We start from the raw sequence: 18,684 nt of genomic DNA on the forward strand, positions 1-18,684 counted from the left end.
TCTTTTGGGGTATAGAAACCCCAAAAATATTATGAATTACATTTTTTATGAAGATGTACCTGTGACTGTGATCGTATTACTGTAAGGAGAAATGTATCCATTAGAATTAATTCTAATTTGATATGAATATGTCACACCATTTGATAATTTATCATGATAAAAGGTGTCTGTTGATGTTTGTAAAAGCATAGGAGTACCATTATTTATACTACGATATAATTCATAAGTTATAACTCCTGAATCAATATAATTTGGCCATTCAAGTATCATATTCTCGCCTCCATAATAGGCATGCTGTAATGTCGGTACGGTCGGATTTGTAATAGGAGCAATTGTACATACTCCCGCATTATTAGCATATATTTGAGCGTTACCCTCTAGCCAAGCAATTGCTTGATTATTTGCGTCTAATATACTTTCATTTGAAACAAATTGATTTGGATAGGCTGTAAGTGTGACATCGCTTCCCATATATCCGGCACCACAATTATTTCTAGTTACAGTTTTGGTTTGTATGGTATTATAAAAACGAGCACTTGGCGGACATTCGACTTCATCTTTAAAAGGAGCAATATAATCTGGATCCGTAACTATATTGGGTTTAGTTTCTCCAGTTGAAGTGCCATCATCTGTGTAATATCTTTCTAGTGTTTCAAAAGACTTGTATCCTGTATTTCCCATATTTTTAATAATTTATCACAACATTTGCAGTTGAGAGGTTGTTAGAATAATTAATGTACCCAATGTTGGTTACTTGGTCTATAGTTAAACGCTTTCCTTGTATTGAGACATTTTTTGAAAAATTCAGCTGTTGAACTAGCTGTCCGTTGTTATTTACAATGTCTTTGCCTACTTTCTCCATAGTTCCACCAAGGTAGGTTGTGATTTCTACATCGATATTTCCAGTGTTTTTTGAATCCCACCAGACCCCAGCCATTCTTACTTGGATATGATTTAAAGTAGAGTAATCCTCTTTTATTTTTTTGAAATTTATAAGACAGGTTTCAACACCAGTTTTATCCGTTTCATCCCCACCCCACATTGCATAAGAATTTTGAGCCAAAGCACTTGCGGGAACTTCACTGCCAAGTCCAAATCCGACCCATTTATTGTCTAAAGTACCGATACCAGTATTTATAAGACCTGTAAAAGTATCTAAGTCGACACCCGCACCTAGAGCCCATTTGTATTTAATTATCATATAATCAAAAGGGAGTAGAGTAGTTGATGGTTCTAATACACAAGATGGGTTTTCTCCTCGCCATGCAGTAGTTCTAATAGTGCAAATACCAGTATTATTGGCATAAGCTTGCGCATTTGCGTTTAACCAAGATTCTGCTTGTTGGTTTGCATCTGCAACACTTATAGTTGAAACAAATTTATTGGCAGGAGCTGTTAAAGTAACTAGATTTCCAGATGTCCCATAGGAGCAATCATTCTTTTTTACGGCTAAAGTCTTTTCAGTATTATAATAAACCAATGTTCCTTCTTCAGGAACATATTGGTCTATATAAGCAAAAGGTTTGTATGTTAAGTTTTCTTCCATATTTTTAATAAAGAATAATTATTTGATTGTTTATTCATCGAAGATTCACGATTGAGTAATCGTTACATAGGGCTTATTGGCCAAACAATAGTTGCGGTATCTTCTAAATCAGTTAAGTCTCTAAGCTCTTGTCTGTAATTCTTCCACGCTTCTTTTTTCTCTTCAGAAAGTGGCGAATCATGCATTTGTGTCCAATCACTATCCATTAAAAGCGCATTTCTTGTGGCTCTTAAGTTGGCTAAAAGCTCTTCCTTGTTTTGAATAAAAGGAGAATAAGTGTGTTTGCCATCAATTACCTTGTAATTTTTGGACAATGCCTGTTGCCATTCTTCTTCAGTTAATTCAATATGTCGCTCCGGAATATTTTGATGGATTCCTTCAACATAAAATCCTGTGTATTCTCCGTTTTCGTTGTATGTTCCTTTATACATAATTTTTATATTTTAATTTATATTAATATCCAATTGCAAACATATAGCCGTAATTTCCATCAATTACTGCAAAGTAGGATGTTGATGTAATGGAGTATACGTGATTAAAGCCTTTGTTTCCTGACGAATTTCTAATAGTAGATAAAACAACGCTTAAAGCGCGATTAGGCCACGTTAATGGAAAAGCGTAAGTAGTGGAATTATTCATTAAATAAGCCCATTGCAGTATTAATCCGTTACTGAATTTTTGATAGCCTCCAGTAGAAAGGATACTAATAAAATGTCCTGCATCGTAATCAGAACCTGGAGAAGTTGATACAGAACCGTCTGCCATTAAAAATTGACTTGAAGTTCCGCCAGTTTTAATAAAGCTTTTACCTTCAACTGGTTCTGTAAAAGTTTTATTCCCGCCAATTGTCTGAGCTGTAGTTAAATCAACATATTTAGTGTTTAATTCCAAATCAGATAAAGTAACAGTGCTTTTATACCAATAGTCAACTTCAATATTACGATTGCTTATTACAGCCGAAAATGTAATAGCGCCATTGTTATAATCTACTGTATAATCTTTACCTGTGCCTTCTCTAAGTAGCTGGCCATTTTTATAAATTCTGACACTGTCTTTTACCGGAATTTTTGTTAAAGTGATTTTATCATTATTAAAAGTTAGTTCGTCAAAATTTTCTTTGAAAGGAATAGACAAACTTCCAAGAATCGGATTCGAACCAGATCCCTCAGATTCAGTATCAAAATTTTTAGACCAGTAATTTATCTCAATATTTCGACCGCTTATAGGTTCCGAAAAAGTAAGTACACCACTGTCGTAGTTTACATTATAATCTTCAATTTCTTTTAATAATTGTCCGTTTTTATAGACTTTAGCGCTGTCTGCAATAGGAGAAGATTCCAGTTGAATAGATGATCCTGAAAAGTTATCCTGAAATTCTTTATAAGGAACATAACAATTACCTGCAATAATTCCCGCATTTTGAAACGCGGCTTTTAAAAGTGCTGGCGTGATGTAATGTTGGTTATCCGTTCCTGTTTCGACCATTTGGAAATTAGCCTTGTCATCGTCTTTATGAACGAAATTGTCAAAAATTTCGACAAAGTCAAAATGATTTGGAATATCGCCATTATTGAATTTGCCGTGAAAGTCGTTTCTACTTGTTGCCATTTTGTTTAGTTTATTTCTTTGCTTTTAAATGTTTTATTAAGTCCTGAAATAAATACCAATGATTTGATTCATTGGTATTTATTAATTTTAAAGAGTTAGGATTTTTTCGTCACTGCTGACCATGCCTGATGAGTTTTCTGAGATTGTTTTGAAATGATGATAGATTCGATTTCCATTTTCATCTTTGATAATCAATTCATCATTTTTTAATTTTGTCAGCTGAAGCGGTAAGGCAACATTTTCGAGATTTGTTGAAATTTCATGAATCTTCTCCCAATTCCCTTGACCGTTCATTTTATATAAATGATATTTACCATTATAAACCGTTTTCTCCCAGTTGAATATGACAGAAGTAATCCTTTCTCCGTTTGCCCCTGTGACAGTCCTAGATGCTTCTAAAACTGGAGATTCAGGCGAAACACTATCTACCATAACTGTTGCTGTAATTTTTGATGGCTGTGAAGGAGTATAATCAATATTTATAATTGGATTTTCTGTTGTTGATTCTGGATCTGCATATTCAATTTGTTTAGAAACAGTAATTCTGTAAAAAATACCATCACCAAATGGGACTTCTTCTAAATCTTCAAAATCATCGTAAACGGTCCAGACATTTTCAAAATCCGCAGATAGAGTATTTTCATCAATTACAATTTCTTTAGCTAGTTTCATCGTTCTGATAGCCTGAGCTTCAAGCATTGTTGCAGCACGATAGACATTAATTTTTCTGATTTTATATTCTGGCTGATACGCATTTAACTCAATCTGAACCGCAGGCTTAATTCCTAATACTTTATTTTCAAGAATTGGCATAATTCTTTTAATTTCGGGAGTTTTAGGTGGAGTAGAAGCTACTAGTCTTACAGGTCCTAAAACATCACTGAATTCTCCAAAATTCATCTTAATGTCCATTTCACGAACAGCATAGAAATAGATGTTTTGAGAATTTCCATCCAGATTAAAATCGGTAAATTGTACTCTGTTTTCGGTTTCACTTACAACCTTCATCATTGGTGCAATGTCAAAATCAGAATCAGTTGGTTTTAAAGCATTTCCATTTTTATCTTTAATGGTCTGTTTTTTATTAATAGGTACATACTTATTGTCCTTGATATGCTCATAAATTACAGGCACTTCAGTTAATGGAACAAAGGCATTGTAAATAGCTTGTTCAATAAAATATACCGCTAACATTGGATCTTTAACTTTTTTTGAAATTAAAACCTTATTTAATGATGTAATCGAAGTTATCGTTGGCTCATCTGTATCTTGTGTTTGATTATGCCATTTGATAAAATCATTAATTAGTTCTATTAATTCATCATTGTCAGGTAATGGAAACTGATAATTTTCTTCAGATTCATTTTTTGGAAAAACATCATATTGGCCTCTTGTAGCAAGTCCGTTAAAATCTAAAAAATCTACCCATCGTTTGTTGAAATCAATTTCATCATTTCCTCCCAATTTGTTCAATTCTTCACGAATTGTACTTACAGTTGTTGGTTTGTATAAAACATTCAGCAAATCTTCGTCATTAGCTCTATAATGCAATAGGCCATAAGGTTTTCGTTCCTCATTATATTTGGTCGTAAAAGTGAAAGTTGAACGATTGTAAAAATCTGGACGTGTTGCATACAAACTGCCACCAATAATCTCTTCAGGTTTTTCAGTTTTCTCGACCTTGACAGCATACATTGGACAAGGAATGCTAATTTTTGATTTGTAGCCAATAGTTGCTTTTGAATGCGTACTGATTCCAAAACTAGAATAATGTGTGCTCTCATTTTCTCTTGGCTGAATATTTTCCTTTGTAATTCCTGAAACACGATCTGCGTACAAATAAACCTTGTAACTTGGATAATAGTTTACACACTGAGAAACATAATCATTAGCGTAATTTGTTGGCTCATTTTCTTCGCGAGGACCATCTTCTGCACCTAAAATTTCATCATAGCCCTCAGCCATAGTTTGTGTGGTATAGTTGCCAAGTTTGAAATCTGGATCATCGATATACAAGACTAAATCTCCTGTTGTACCGATATTTTCGGTTTTATAAACCTTAAACTCTTTTCTCGATTTTACAGGAACAGGATTTCCTTCTTTAAAAGCGCTTTTTGTAAACAATCTCACAATACCATTTGCCCATTCTACAGAGTTTTCTTTCTCCGATTTAAATTGAAGATGCTGAGGTAAATTGAAATTTTTGAAGATGATTTTATATAATCCTAAATGTTTTTTCTGACCTTTTGGTAATGGAATCAGATCGCCTTCGTTATTTACTTTGTACTCTCCATTTTCTTGCATTTCGTACGAATCTTCAAAAACTCTTTCAATTACAGCTTTGTTCCAAACTCCTCTTGTTTTTTCGACTTGCAGATTCTCTCCGTTTTCATTGGTGTGATCAATAACTTCACGATGAATAACATTTAAATTCTCAGGATATTGAATTGTAAAATCAATTTGAGGCTGGTGCCAATTAGAAATGGTCTGCATGTTTTGCACCAGTGTACATAATCTGCTTTCAGGATATTTAATGTCTAGAATTTGTTCAGAATCGATTGTTGCATCTCCATCAGCATGAAGTTTGTCGGTTACCTCTTTTTTCAATACTTCAATTAGAGCATAATCAAAAACATCATTAGAATTTGGATCCTTTCTAAGTGTAACTTCGATATTTTGGATAATATAATTTTGATCTCCAATCGTTAAGATTCCGCCGGTAAATCTTGTTTTATTTACATTATCTAATGCAATTTTAATTTGTTGGCCACTACTGATAATTTTATACTCTTTTATTTTTACAATCGCTGTAAGGTTATTGGCTGTATCATTGTCAATAATTTCAATTTCACCATATTCCACTTCAGGAAGTCCGTCTTTGTAATACAGTTTAAAATGATCTGCCAATATTTCTTCAGCATCAGGAAAAATAGATTCCGTATCGGTTTCTGCATCTTCAACAGATATTTCTTTTGGAACAGGATAACTTAACAATTCCTGTGCAGAATAGTAATCAAACATGATTCGGACCAAAGTTTTGTCTGTTCCGGTAATCTTGCCTAATAGTTCTTGTTCTGATTGAGAAGTAAACAATAACGGATTTTCTTCTGTAACCAAAAGCGCATTCATATTGCTCGGAGGCATTAAATTATTGGCAGGTTTAATATCAGATTTAATGCTGATTTGGCGTCCAGATGTAGCTCTCGAGAAAATATTAATTCCGTATCCTTGATAGATATACGTGTTTTCACCTGTTTTTTCCTGAATAGCATTTAAAACTGATTTTCCAGACTTAGGAATGTAAATTGGAACAGTTTCAAATTCTGATTCTTTTAGATTTTGATTGACGCTTTTGTACTCAACATCATGTGATAATTCTGGATTTTTCCATATTGTTTCAGAAGCAATTTTATGATCAATTCCTAAATAAACAGGGAAAGTAAAAGTACTTCCATCATATTCTAATGATGATTTGAAAAAATCATCTTGTGATTTAGGATTTGTAGTTACAGTATCATAATCCATGATATCATCCATAAATAAACTCACAAATCGTTTCTTTCCATCAAAACTATAACCTTCAGGATCTGTAATTCTGTTATTTGGATTTTCATCCGAATCAACATTTAATCCTGGAACAATTTTGCTTAACTGCACAGGAAGAGGCATACGCTCTGTATTGATAGAAGTTGGAATACTCATTGAAAGATGTTGTACTTCTTTTCCTTCTGGATCTTCATCTAAACTTCCAAAAGTGGTATATTCTGTTAAATAAATATATTCTCCATCATAAACTTCCTCATCAAGATCTAAACAGCCTAAACCTAACATACGCGCAATATGATAATCGTTTGCAGCTATGTTTAAAAGATCTAGATAAGATATTTCAGTTAAGTTTTCAGCGTATTGTTGCACTTCTCCTTCTTTTGGGTCATTAATAGGTATCTTATCTCCAAAATGAATATCTTTTTTGGCCGTCGGATTACCTGATTTACTTAGCTCAATATATTTCAGAACAATATCTTTGATGTTTTCGTCAGTAATATCATCTTCAGCAGTTGGTCTGTTCCATTTTGCTTTATAGTTTTTAATGTTTACATATTCACCATCATTAAATTTTAACCATTTTCCGTGAACAGTGTTTAATTTTGGTTCAAGCTGTTCAAAAACTTTAAAGTCATCAGTCTCAAGGCCATATTTTCCTTTTAAAATCCAGTCTCCGTTAGCATTAGCATTAGTAATGAAATCAGAATAAAACTCAAATTGAATAGAGTTTAAAAGGCAATAATTGGCTTTAAATCGAATACTTCTTCCATTTTCAGCAACTACACGGACCTTATCGTTTAGTTGTGCTGAAGTATAGGTTTTACGGATGCTCACGTTTTTAGCAACTGCGATTTTGTTTTCAGCAACCGATAAAGTTTCCAGTTTTACACTTTTTGAAGTATTTGAAGATGAAAAATCTAATTCGGCTGCAAAGAATAAATCGGTTTTGGTTTCAATCTCAATCAAACTATTTCCATAAGCCTGCATAAAATCTACGGGATTAGTTAATGGATCAATCCTAAGTTTAATTGATTTATATTTTTTATCATCTTTAAAGTTAACATATACAGATCTTTGCGGATTTACTGTTTTATAAATCCAAAGTGCTTTTTTGTTGTCTACAACATTTGGATTTTGGGTTAAATCTACTGTTTGGCTGATTTTTGTGTAAGGTGCTCTGTAGACTTTTACAAAATCATCAGGTTTATTAAAGCTTGAATTAGAATTTTGTCCATCGTACAATTCTCCTTTTGGAAGGTGATTTTCACCTAATTTGCCAGTCAGCATCCATCGAAGATGAATTCCTTTTGTACTGTCAATTCCTCTTGAACCTGCTGCGGCGATTTGTAAATAGGCCGACTGCAGATTTGTTTTTTCTGAAGAAATATCAATGATTGATGATTCTCTCCCAACATTAAAATTAATACTTATTCCTAAAGGATTAAAAACACTGTTTAGATCTACGAGAGCTGAAAAATGACCAAGTGCTAAAGCTTTTCCTTCAATTCGAATTGGAACTTCAACTTCAGATTTCCCTGGAATTATTACCGAGTTGTCAAGCTTAAAAATAAGTCCATTTAGATTTTTTTCTTTATGAATTTTGGTTCCACCGCTTAAAGTCAGTGGAACTCTACTCTTGTTTCTTAGAACTAAAGTTCCACATGGTGTACTTACTCTTAATCCTTTTCTTAAAGAAGGATAAACTAAATTATCGTCAATAATGCTGACGTTAGAAAAACAGCCAATTTGTAAATCAGATAAGTTGGTTGCAAGTCTGTTTAATTCAATTCCTAAAGTACTGAAATCGGGAACTCTGATATAATCTGAATCTAAGGCAGAAGTCTGATCATTTTTTAAAACTGGTGTTCTTTCTAAAAAGTTTGTCAGCGGTGTTGTCAGTTCTTCAATAGTATCAAATGAGCTTGTTACTCCGTACACAAAAACTTTCGAAGTTAGATTTAACTCCGTAAAAAGATTTTTTAAATAGTCAGAATTATTGACTTGCAGACCGTCAGTAACTACAAAAACGATATCTGGAGTAACAGATAAGTTTTTGGCAACATTTAAACCAGAGGCCCAATAATCTGATTGAATGCTTTCATTGCCAAGGCCATATAAATCAATCCAATCAATAAAATCCTGATAATTACTAGAAATTTTTTTCTGGATAACGTTATCGGGCCTAACAGCGGTATCGCTGTTAGACATTCCGATTAACGAAAGTGTGATATTACTTTGTTTCTGAGAATTGATAAATAAAGATAATCCGTCGCGAATTTGCTGTGCTTCGTTTCTATTGATCGAACCTGATTCGTCGACTACAATTGCTACATAAGTTGCACAGCCCGAGAGCTGGCTTTCCTGAAGATTTATAGAACTCATTTTTTTCTTATTTTTTTAAAGATTTGTATTTTGTAATGGCAGTATCTGCGTATCAATAATGTTTGTTAAAGGACCAGTTCCGTCATTATTCCACATTCTGTATTTAAACCTGATTTTCAAGTTTTCTATTCCTGAAATGGTTTTGCTGTTATGCATAATCAAAGCTTGTGAGTAATCTTTTGAATGCAGTACACTATATCCAGATATTGGGTTTTCTGATCCATCTAAAACAGAAATCGTATCTTGAATTTCTTCCAAAGGCATTTTAGGAATATTAAAAGGCTCTGGGTTTCGAACTAAAAGTGCTATCGTTGCTCCAGTATTCGTATCAATAATTCTATTTACTTCAGTACCTTGTGCAGGATCAAGAGGAGAAAGTTTTAAGATTCCTTCGGTCGCACGATCAAACAAATGCTGATATTTTGTAGCCATTGAATCGCTCAATGCATTTGCAGAATTATCAGTTTTAGGAGCAATCAAGTAATGCAGAGCATCAATACGTTCCTGATCCAGATTAACATTCACATCATACAAGGCTTCTTTAGTTTTTTCTTCATCAACAAAATAACTCTGAACTTGTTCTTTAAAATCTTTGTAGCGTGAAGTCTGGAATCCAAATTGATGTACGAGGATATTTTTGCTTTCACTTGATATTCCTATTTGCGCACCATCAAAATAGTTATTGACTAAAACAGTATACAGTTTAGAAGGTTTTAAATTGGTTAAAGTTGTTTTGTATTTTAATGATTTTGGTTTTAAAGGTTGTCCTAACACAAGTGTGCATCGCGTCTTAGAAGGATCTTCAATAAAATTGTTTAACATTCTAACACCCAATGGAATTCTAGGATCATTATCATCAGTCCACTCTAAATCATTATCTTTTTCTATCGGTTGTGGATAGGCGATTTCTTCTTGTCCTTCTTCCAATGGTTTTATTGGATATTCAATAAGTAGATCAGTTAGCGGATCTTTGATGAAAAGATTAAGTTTTCCTTTAATCTCAGGTTTTCCAGTTCCGTATGAAGCCCAGTCTTTAAACATATGAGAAGTATATGTACTCGTAAAGAATAAAGAAATGTCACACTGTTCGTTGCCGTAGAATGAAGGTTTAGACTGTAATAAACTTCCGTCTGCATTTGGATAAGAACGGTTATAATCCAGATAGCTCCTTAATGATGTTAGCGGAGATTTAGACAATGCTGTCAATTCATTTTTCGCTGGCGGATTTTGAGGATCAATTGCTTGAGACTCCTTAACTGGGAAGTGCCCAATTGGACCAAGAGTTTTAAAACCATAATAATATTTAAATTCTATAGGATTCTTTTTATTATCATCAACCGTATCTGTTAATGTAAAATCTAAACAGTACGTTGTATTTGGCCTCCAAACCGGCTGTACTGTGGTTTCAACAGCATTTTTCATCGCTTGTAACTGCCCTGCTATAGCAGGAATATCCAAAATCGTTTGATTATGATAATACTCTTCTTTGCTAAACCAATCGACTCTCTGAATATAAGTAGTGTAATCAAGTTCTGGATCTTCAGTATTTACTAGACTTGAACAAATAATTGCATCAGTTGTAATTATCTTCGAAGTTTTAATGCTTCTTCTAAAATCTAATCCACTAATTAAACCCAATACTGTATAATTGATACTTCCGACTGTCAGAGCAGCTGTCGAAGCAGTTACAGAAACTTGCTCGGCAGGATGTAAAGAACAATTATCAAAGGCATCGCTAAACAATGAAAAATAAATGCCTTTCTCTTTTGGTTTGCTGGAAAGCATCATAATTTCATTTACAGACGGTTCATTTTGGATATGAATGATTGAAGCATCAGCAACATCTGTTTCTCTTTTAATTAATCGTGTTTGGGTTAAAGTTTCATTCAATACAAACAAATAATGCGTATTGTAAGCCAAAACAGAATGATCATTTAATGTCTGATTAGATAAATAAACAGCCGAATCAAAAATGGTGTCATTTTTTACTAATGAAAGAGTATTTCCATCGATCTGCGCCAAGGCAAACTTGCCGTTCGATAATTTAACTGAAAGCAGTGTTTTAGTATTCGCAACTATGGCATCGATAATTTCAACTACTTCAGTTGTAGAAATTACTTTTGTATCCGTTGCAGAAATTACTTTTGATACATTGTCGACATTTAAACGGATAACTTTTTTATCCTTAGTAATCAAACTGAATTCTGAATCGTTATGCTGAAGAACTTTAACTGCTTCTCCGTTAATTTTAGAACGATAAATCACAGTTCTGTCACTTCCTTTAATCCAACTGATTTGAGTTTCATTTGATAATGTATTGTTAATCCAAAGAAGGTCATTATTTGCTAATAGCAATATTTTGTTGAAACCTAAAGAATAAGTATTCAAATATTGCGTGCCTAAAATCGGATTTAGTTCTTCATCCATTTCGACAATTGCAGTTGCGGCAATAGGAGAGGAGCATCCTACAATAAAGTCAAGATCAATTGTTGCTTCTCCAATTCCTTTACATTGTTCTGCGTTTAAAGCCTGAGTTGCCAGTAAATTGCCATTTACAACCTGAAGAGAAGTGACAATTCCATTAATTAATCGCTCTCTAACAATTGTGCCATCAGAATTGACTTGTAACAAAATTGTAGTTTTAGCATTCTCTTTTGGATGGATTGTGATCACATACGAATCATTAAATTTGATTACTTGATCAAAATCATATAAAGCTCTACCATTATAACCATAATAATGAGTAAAAGTCAATGCATTTGGATTGTTTTCAGCATTAGGATTTTCATTACCAGCATCCAATTTCAGATTGGCCAATTCAGTCATTAACAAATTGTATTTGGTAATTTTTACAGGATCTGTTAATGTCATTTCACTCTCTCCTGTTAATTCGCTATACCTATTGTCAAATAATGCTGCAATTTCGTTTCTGATTTCTTTAATGCGCTTTGCATTTGCTGAAACGGGACTAATTAGAATTTTATCGATCTTTTTTCTCTGACCATCAATTTCTTCAGTATGTAAGATTATAGCATTTGAAAATTCCGCTTTCAAATAAGTTTGTTCTGAAGAAAATGCGTCCGTCTTAGTTTTACTAAAGCTTATAGGCGTATATGATACTAATTTATCACCATCGTTAAACGTGGCAGTGTAAGCTGTAATTTTTACTTCTTTTGCCTGAGTTGTAAGCCTTAATTCTGGATCAATAGCAGATTCAGGAAAAATAATTTCTAACTCGTTTTCATTTCTAAAAGACAATGATCGATTATATCCAAAAGGATTTTCATTGGTTGTAATACTCATAAAATCGCCACCTTCAAGCGTGTATTGATCTTCAATCACAGAAAGTTCTCCAATAAGTTTGAAAAACAAACCATTGATTTTATCAGCTTCGTACTGCATTGGCACATAGTAACGCTTTCCAATTTGTTTGTTAAGGAAATCCATATGCTGTTTTTCGATTTGTGTTGAAGCACAAAATAATTTTGTAGACGTAATTCCTAATTGTTCAGGAACATGCCATCCTGGTTCGGCTGCACTTAAAAACGAAAACGGATTTGTTGCTAATACTCTAATAGAATCATATTGGTCAATTGCTTTTTGCCAATGTGCCCAAGGTAATCCCTTTAATTCATTGGTTCTTTCAGTATCTTGTACAACTGCTTCAAAAGGATTATAATCTACCCATTCAGAGCCATTCCAAGATTTCAAATTGATCGATTTAATTCCATATTCGTGTTTAACTTGACGTATTGGTCTACCTGCTTTAGATGTTGCTTCAGGAGGCATCAAATCAGTATAGTTTTTGGCCTCACCAGTATATCCTCCAACTTTTTTAGCCAAATCAGCACTAGGGACTAATCCTTTAGCCGTTTTAATATCAATATAAGTATCTAAAGGAATTATCGATGTAATAAACTCTGGCCTTGGCGTACCGTCTGGAAAAAGCTTGTCTTCATCATAATCTTTTTCTCCAGCAGATTTGAAATAATCCAAAGCAAATGCCTGATTGGTTAGCATATGCACACCTTTGACATTTTCTAATGTTCTATCATCTTCTCCGTCTCCCACAGTTCCTTTAGGAAGTGGGCTGTATGGCGTACGATCAACTACTCGGTTAAGATCCCATTGCAGTTCAACGGTGAAATTTTTACGTACCCTCACAAAAGCAATCTTAACACGAACACTTAGTTCTAGTCTAGCATAAATCAAGAAAGGTTTAAATGATTCAACAGAAAATATCGTATCTAAAGCAATTTCGACATTAATAATCCAGAGTTTAATCTGAATTCCACCACCAGCACTAATGTAACCACCCATTTGAGGGCGTTTGAATGAAATTTTTCCACCTATTTCCAAATAAGCCCACAATTTGACTTTGGCAGGACCAAAACTTTTCTCCAGTTTAAAATCTAATCGGGCCCCAGCTTCAATTCCCTGAGCAGAAATCATGATGAAAGCTTTTGCTTTAAATAAGGTTAAAACTTCAGCTTCGATTGGTTTCTCTTTTGTTCCGAAATTAACATACCAAGGTTTCTGATTTTTAAAGAAAAAACCAGCTTCTAATAATGCAGTGAGTTTAAATATCTGACCGCCATCTTTTGGAATACTAAAATCTGCTCCAGTTGCTAGTTCTAATGAATCATCTCCAAAAGCAACCATAGCAAAAAATGGCGGATTACTAGGGTCATCTTCAATCAGTCCTAATCGTGAGGAAATAACATTCAACCCTGCTTCAATATAAAATAGAGTAGGCAGAGACAATAAAAGCATGGCTCTCAAAGACAATACATGCCCACCATCTGCAACTGTTCCAAAAGTGGCTCCAGCTCCAATAGAAAATGGAGAATTGTACTGCATAGAGTCTGGAGGGCCGCTGAATTTTTTAATATTGATACCCGGCTTCGGATGTTTGTAATATTTATACCATGAATCGTCTTTTGTTAACCCTACAGCTTCTTTAGTAGCGACATATCTAAATCCTAATAAACCTCTAAAGGCATTAATAGCCAAAAATCCAAGTGGAATAGGAACAGGCAGTTCAATGCTTGCGTCAATTAAAAAAGCAGGATATTTAGGCATAAAACGCATGCCAACACTTCCAGAAATTTTTGCTTTTGGCAGTTTTAAGCCAACCTCACCAATAAATTCTTTAGATTTTCCTGGTTCAGGAAGCGAAATCATACCATTGATAATAGCCATAGCCGAAGCTTCTGTTGCAGTTCCTGGAATGATTAAATCGACTTCAATAGTTTGGATTCTTAAAAAGGAATCTTTTTTAAGACCGTTTTCGGAGTTCTGATCAGTAGAGTAATAAAATTTAACCCCTTCACCACGAGCATCAACTCCAAGCGGATTGATACTGATGGCACCATCAAATCCCCAGAAATTATATTTACGGCCATTAATTTGGGTTGAACCAAAGTTGATGTTCGTAACTGCCATTTGAACTGGACCTAAATTGACCGAAAGACTGATAGGAATTGGAATAGATCCGCCCTCAACTTCAATATTTCCGTCGCTGTACACACGCAATTTTTCAACCTCAAATCCTTTCCCTTTTAATAAACTTCCCATTAAAGTTCCTTCAGGAAAAGAAACATAACAAGAAGTTCCTAAATAGTAATCTTCATCTTGTTTACCAAGTTCAAAACTGTGGAAATCAATATTAACAAGGTCAAATAGATTTGCTTTTGGTTTATTATCTTTTGGGAATGAAGCAGTAAGGTTAAAATCTCCATCATCATTTAAGTGACCTTCAAGATTGACTTTTAATGCATCTCCATTTTTTTCTGTAAGTTTTGGAATTTCTAAAGCACCTTTAATGTTAGAGCTAGTAACTTTATTTTGTTTGAAAGTAATATCAAATTTATTGAAGCCAACTTTGAATCCTTTTTTCTCAGAACCAATAGTTTTCCAAAGTGTATTATCGTAAAGTTCTGCTAGGAAATTTTGATAATCTTTTGCTTCGGTAAAAATATAAGTGGTCGAATCGTTAATAGTTGTTAACGATAATGGATAATCAAAAGCGTATGGTAAGCCTTTACTATTTAATTCTTGTAAAAAGACAAGTAAAGACGAGTAATCGGCAATTTCTTTTTTATTGGCCACACCATTTTCGTCCTTTTGGAACATGATGATGGGGTAATTAAAATTGAATTTATCGTTGAAATAACTAAAAGCACCATCTGTACTCGGTACTGTTTCCAGATAAATATTTCCAGAAAGTCCGCCTGTACCGATTAATAAATCTGATGCACCAATTTGTAGTGTTGGAGCTGTACTTCCTGGCGTTTTAGGAATATCATTAAACCATTTTGAAGGAAGAGTTACTGAAACAGCGCGAGCATAAACTCCAACGAAATCATTCGGGCGTCCGTCAGCATCGGCTTCTGGGATATTGGTTTTCTTGCTTAAATCGACTTTTAAAGTGTCTAATTGAAGAAGTAAACCCGTATTGCCAATCATGGCTGTTTTAGGTTCGAGTGATCCTCCCATTTCTAATTGATAGCCAATACCTTCTTCGGTATCTGCATACAATTGTGCCTGAGCAAATACGAACATCGATTTTTCAGTTCCGGTGCCATAATCAGTTCCATCGGAGTTGACAGGTTTTAAGATGTTTCTTGGAAACTCAATACCGGCACTTAAAGCTAAAGTTGCTTTTGCTTTTGGAGTAATAATTCTTTTAATGTGAGCTTCGATTCCGTCTGGAGCTACAATGTTATAGAAATCTTGCAATTTTTGCTTGATTTCGTCTAAAGTAAAACCTTCATTAGCGATGTAAGTTCCGAATAGTAATAGCGGAATCGATTTTGTAATTATAGTACTATCGTTGATGAGGTCAATAATACCTCCAATGGATTGTTCTACATTTGTTGGAAATTCCAGATTAGTATTTTGAAGCGTATTAATATCTTCTAAAAGCTGTTCGTATTTTGTTTTTCCTTCTTCGGCTTCCACAAAAATATTCATCATATGAGCGACAACTTGTTCTTCGCTGATGCGGAAAACCTGAAGACCCACAGCATAAAAGTCCTCCATAGAAAAAGAGAAATTGCTGGAGCTGAATGTTTTTAAGAAAGCCAGAATTTCCCACTGATATTCTAACGTAATGGGAAATGATGATATAGAAGAATCATTGTCTTTTAGATCTGGATTAAGAACCAAACCTAGACCAAAAGGCAGAGGCAGAGCCAGTTTTTTGCTTGATACAATATCAAGACTATAAAAGGCAGAATCACCACGATATCCTTTTGAATATTGTAAATTTTTGTAATGGATTTTATCAAAAATGGAATTCAAACCATCTTCGACAAACGATAAGAATTCTGGTAAATCGTCTACAGTAATTATCTCGGACAATCTCGGATAATATCGCGCTGTAGGAATTGGAACCGCAGGAATTGGATTAGTTGGCATATTCTAATTTTGTTTTTGACTTTAATTTTGTTCGTATTCAGAATGATTAAATTGGAGTAAGATCGAACCAATCTTTGCGATGTAAATGCATAGTTTTTTAGGATTTTTCTAAGCAGTTTTTAGCAATTTATCTGCTTAATGATTTTTTCAAAAGACTAAAGTTTTTAAGAGTTTCAGAACCTGTTTTTTTCTTCTGACAGTGTAAAGATGTGCCTAAAATTGGAGTTTAAAAAAGAGCTGCTTAGCGGTTTAACATGGATGTTCTGAGGCTTTACAGGGTTGTAAAGAGAGTGGATAAGATTAGGGTAAAAAGTAATAAATTTAGAGTTCTGTAAAAAGATGGTGGTGTCTCATTTCTATTTTTGAATGAGACAGCCACATCATTTATAGTTAACTATTTAATTATATTTTTAAAAAAAGTGAAGAATAGTTTGTGAAAATTGGTCTTGCATAAACATTTTTAGAGTTCTGATTTGTAGAGTCATCGAATAAAACACTTACTCTGTATTCTAATGAAATTGAGGCATCTGAAAATTTCAAATCTGTATAATTTCCAACATAATCAATTGTTTGTAAAAAATATTTCTTGTAATTCTCTAAGATTTTATTACCAAAAGTATCGTAAGTTGTTTCTGAAAACATTAAGACAGAGCCAAGAAGATCACCACTTTGGCTTAAATTTGTTTGTATTGGGATTTCATAATTTCTAATACTATTTTCTGTCGTTACGTCCGTTCTTTCAACAGAATATAATTTAATGTATTGACTTCCTGAAAACTTGCAATTATTACCTTTTAAATAAACTTCAAATAAAACAGATTTAGGAGCAATTAATGAGGGTGAATAATTTCCATTTTTAATCAAATAGTTATCAAATGTTTTAAATAAATAATTTCCTTGATTAGAAGAGCCTAAAGCACCCGAAGCAATAGATGATATCGATGATGCTGATGTATTTACATAAGTTCCTGATACAGATGCAGAACTTGTGTATGTTGATCTCCAAGTCGTTGTTAAAAAATTTCCAGAATCACGACTGTCAAATATTCTATATCGGGCATTGTTTATAACATGATAAAGTTCTCCTGTAAGATCTCGTTCTATTGCACCCTTTTGAGGAGATGAAGTTAGCACACCGTTAGGAATAACAAGAGCAGGAATTGTGGAAGTCCCAATAGGTAATGTAAGACGATTTTTTAAGGAAATTCCAGTAACATCGATTGAAATAGAATCATCGGCTACTCCTTCAACACCTATTTGAAGCGTTTTTCCTTGATTTCCTCTTATACAAAATTTGTATGTATCCGTCATAAGATAGCCTGAGTTTCCTATTTTCAAAATATTATTAAAAGTCCAATTGCCGACAATGATTTCACTTTTTCTCTTCATCCATTCCCACCAATTAAACAATTTCAAGCGACTAACTACTTTTTTATCTTCAGGAACTGCTGCACTAATTTGAGTTTCCGTATCAGAAGCTAGGTCTACGGGTTTAAGATCAATCATGTCTTTCAATACTTTCCCTTGTCTGGCATCTAAGGTTTTACCTTCGGTGATGCAGTCAAGGGCATTGTAACTTTCGGCTTGAAGATTGTTTGCATCGGTAAACTCTAATTCACCATTTTGATTTGTTTTTAAAATTTTGTTTGGCTGATTTTTTTCTAAGTCTGCGACTCTGATTCTGTTGTGATTTGTACTCATTTTTAATTAATTTTTACGGGTTTAAATAATTTATAGGCTTTTAATCGGGCTTATAGGGGATTACCGTAATTCATTCAGATATATAAGATACTTACAAACAGTTATTGATTTTGGATGATTGGAAGTAATCTGAATGCTTAAAAATTGTGTTAGTGGCATCACAATAGGGTTTTATTTTACAGAGCTGTAAAACAAAGAAATAAGGTTTTTGTGTTGGCTTAAAACAAAGCCAATAGTAGAGTCGGGAAACTTATGGTTCTAAGTTTCCAGATTGTATTTTAAAATGTGATTTTGATTTTGCTTGGAGAAGATTTTTAGTTTTAAAAACAACTCAAAGATTCTTGTCTTTGAGTTGTTTTTCTATTTAGTAGACACTAGCAAAAAATTATAATATAAGCTCCAGTTTTATCTCCAAACTTGTATTTTCTGCTCATTTTTTTTGAGGTAATATAAGAAGTACTTTACGCTCACGCTAGCGC

7 protein-coding genes are annotated in these 18,684 nt (G+C 33.6%); all 7 read right to left on the reverse strand.

What is annotated here, in order from left to right; all coding sequences use genetic code 11:
* Window positions 1-45 precede the first annotated feature (45 nt).
* The gene (locus ACNRYB_RS10170) at window positions 46-681 is read right to left on the reverse strand and encodes a DUF5977 domain-containing protein (protein WP_129748945.1); all 636 of its coding nucleotides are present in this window, start codon (window positions 679-681) and stop codon (window positions 46-48) included.
* A gap of 4 nt (window positions 682-685) precedes the next feature.
* Window positions 686-1,546: a DUF5977 domain-containing protein gene (locus tag ACNRYB_RS10175; RefSeq protein ID WP_473729982.1), complete on the reverse strand. Its 861-nt coding sequence runs from the start codon at window positions 1,544-1,546 to the stop codon at window positions 686-688.
* 62 nt (window positions 1,547-1,608) lie between these two features.
* A complete protein-coding gene (locus ACNRYB_RS10180; RefSeq protein WP_473729983.1) occupies window positions 1,609-1,977 on the reverse strand; it encodes a tail fiber assembly protein in 369 nt (122 codons plus the stop codon).
* Window positions 1,978-1,999: 22 nt separating this feature from the next.
* Window positions 2,000-3,154 (reverse strand): gp53-like domain-containing protein, encoded by a 1,155-nt coding sequence (locus tag ACNRYB_RS10185; protein ID WP_473729984.1) that lies wholly within the window; start codon window positions 3,152-3,154, stop codon window positions 2,000-2,002.
* An 87-nt stretch (window positions 3,155-3,241) separates the two neighbouring features.
* Complete coding sequence (locus ACNRYB_RS10190) at window positions 3,242-9,082, reverse strand: vWA domain-containing protein (RefSeq protein ID WP_473729985.1); 5,841 nt, start codon at window positions 9,080-9,082, stop codon at window positions 3,242-3,244.
* A 15-nt stretch (window positions 9,083-9,097) separates the two neighbouring features.
* Window positions 9,098-16,504 carry a hypothetical protein gene (locus ACNRYB_RS10195; protein WP_473729986.1) on the reverse strand — a complete coding sequence of 2,469 codons (7,407 nt, stop codon included), beginning with the start codon at window positions 16,502-16,504 and terminating at the stop codon, window positions 9,098-9,100.
* Window positions 16,505-16,906: 402 nt separating this feature from the next.
* Window positions 16,907-18,205 carry a hypothetical protein gene (locus ACNRYB_RS10200; protein WP_129748951.1) on the reverse strand — a complete coding sequence of 433 codons (1,299 nt, stop codon included), beginning with the start codon at window positions 18,203-18,205 and terminating at the stop codon, window positions 16,907-16,909.
* Between the last annotated feature and the right edge of the window lie 479 nt (window positions 18,206-18,684).

The sequence above is a fragment of the Flavobacterium sp. CR10 genome (assembly GCF_055814415.1).

What these genes read in the sequence shown, in the direction of transcription:
- ACNRYB_RS10170 (WP_129748945.1), bottom strand. Translation starts at nt 681, where the DNA reads ATGGGAAATACAGGATACAAGTCTTTTGAAACACTAGAAAGATATTAC.
- ACNRYB_RS10175 (WP_473729982.1), bottom strand. Translation starts at nt 1,546, where the DNA reads ATGGAAGAAAACTTAACATACAAACCTTTTGCTTATATAGACCAATAT.
- ACNRYB_RS10180 (WP_473729983.1), bottom strand. Translation starts at nt 1,977, where the DNA reads ATGTATAAAGGAACATACAACGAAAACGGAGAATACACAGGATTTTAT.
- ACNRYB_RS10185 (WP_473729984.1), bottom strand. Translation starts at nt 3,154, where the DNA reads ATGGCAACAAGTAGAAACGACTTTCACGGCAAATTCAATAATGGCGAT.
- ACNRYB_RS10190 (WP_473729985.1), bottom strand. Translation starts at nt 9,082, where the DNA reads ATGAGTTCTATAAATCTTCAGGAAAGCCAGCTCTCGGGCTGTGCAACT.
- ACNRYB_RS10195 (WP_473729986.1), bottom strand. Translation starts at nt 16,504, where the DNA reads ATGCCAACTAATCCAATTCCTGCGGTTCCAATTCCTACAGCGCGATAT.
- ACNRYB_RS10200 (WP_129748951.1), bottom strand. Translation starts at nt 18,205, where the DNA reads ATGAGTACAAATCACAACAGAATCAGAGTCGCAGACTTAGAAAAAAAT.